This is a genomic window from Pseudoduganella ginsengisoli, assembly GCF_009720865.1.
Taxonomy (GTDB): domain Bacteria; phylum Pseudomonadota; class Gammaproteobacteria; order Burkholderiales; family Burkholderiaceae_D; genus Rugamonas; species Rugamonas ginsengisoli.
In genome coordinates, this window is the sequence record NZ_WNLA01000074.1 from 1 (window position 1) to 1068 (window position 1068).

At 65.4% G+C, this 1068-nt stretch carries 1 protein-coding gene; it reads right to left on the reverse strand.

Annotated features, from left to right (window positions below):
- Positions 1-1068, reverse strand: a 1068-nt coding sequence (locus GM668_RS30265) for an Ig-like domain-containing protein (protein WP_229500141.1), incomplete at both ends; no start/stop codon positions are given.

Consider the following 1068-nt stretch of genomic DNA (forward strand, 5'->3'; position numbering starts at 1 on the left):
TGCCGGTAATGGTCGGTGTGGTGACACGGGTCAGGTTGTCGGTGTTCACATCACCGGAGTCGGACGCTGCAGTCAGGTCCAGCGCTGCCGGCGCGGACGGCGCAGTGCGGTCCACCGTCACAGCCAGCGCCTCGGAACGGGCGCTGACATTGCCTGCCGCATCGACTTGCTCCGTGGTGAAGGCAATCTCTTTACCCTCTGCCACAGTGGACGTAATGCTCCAGTTGCCGCTGGCATCGGCCACGGCCGAACCGGCCAGGGCAGCGCCCGCGTACAGGCGCACCGTAGCGCCTGCCTCCGCACCGCTGCCAGTAAAGACCGGATTGGCGGCATTGGTAATGTTGTCGGTGCTCGATACGCCGCTGTCCGAAGCTGCCTGCAAGTCCGGCGTCGATGGCGCCGCACCCGGCGTCACGTCTACCGTCACGGTCAGCGCGCTGGAAGCAGCGCTGATATTGCCCGCCGCATCAGTGGCTTTGGCGGTCAGGTTATGTTCGCCGTTATCCAAGGTGCTGGTGGTGATGCTCCACACGCCGCTGCCATTGGCGGTGGCCGTGCCAACCACCGTCTCGCCGTCATACAGCGTAACGAGGCTGTTGGCTTCCGCCGTGCCGGTAATGGTCGGTGTGGTGACACGGGTCAGGTTGTCGGTGTTCACATCACCGGAGTCGGACGCTGCAATCAGGTCCAGCGCTGCCGGCGCGGACGGCGCAGTGCGGTCCACTGTCACGGCCAGCGCCTCGGAACGGGCGCTGACATTGCCTGCCGCATCGACTTGCTCCGTGGTGAAGGCAATCTCTTTACCCTCTGCCACAGTGGACGTAATGCTCCAGTTGCCGCCGGCATCGGCCACGGCCGAACCGGCCAGGGCAGCGCCCGCGTACAGACGCACCGTGGCGCCTGCCTCCGCACCACTGCCAGTAAAGACCGGATTGGCGGCATTGGTAATGTTGTCGGTGCTCGATACGCCGCTGTCCGAAGCTGCCTGCAAGTCCGGCGTCGATGGCGCCGCACCCGGCGTCACGTCTACCGTCACGGTCAGCGCGCTGGAAGCAGCGCTGATATTGC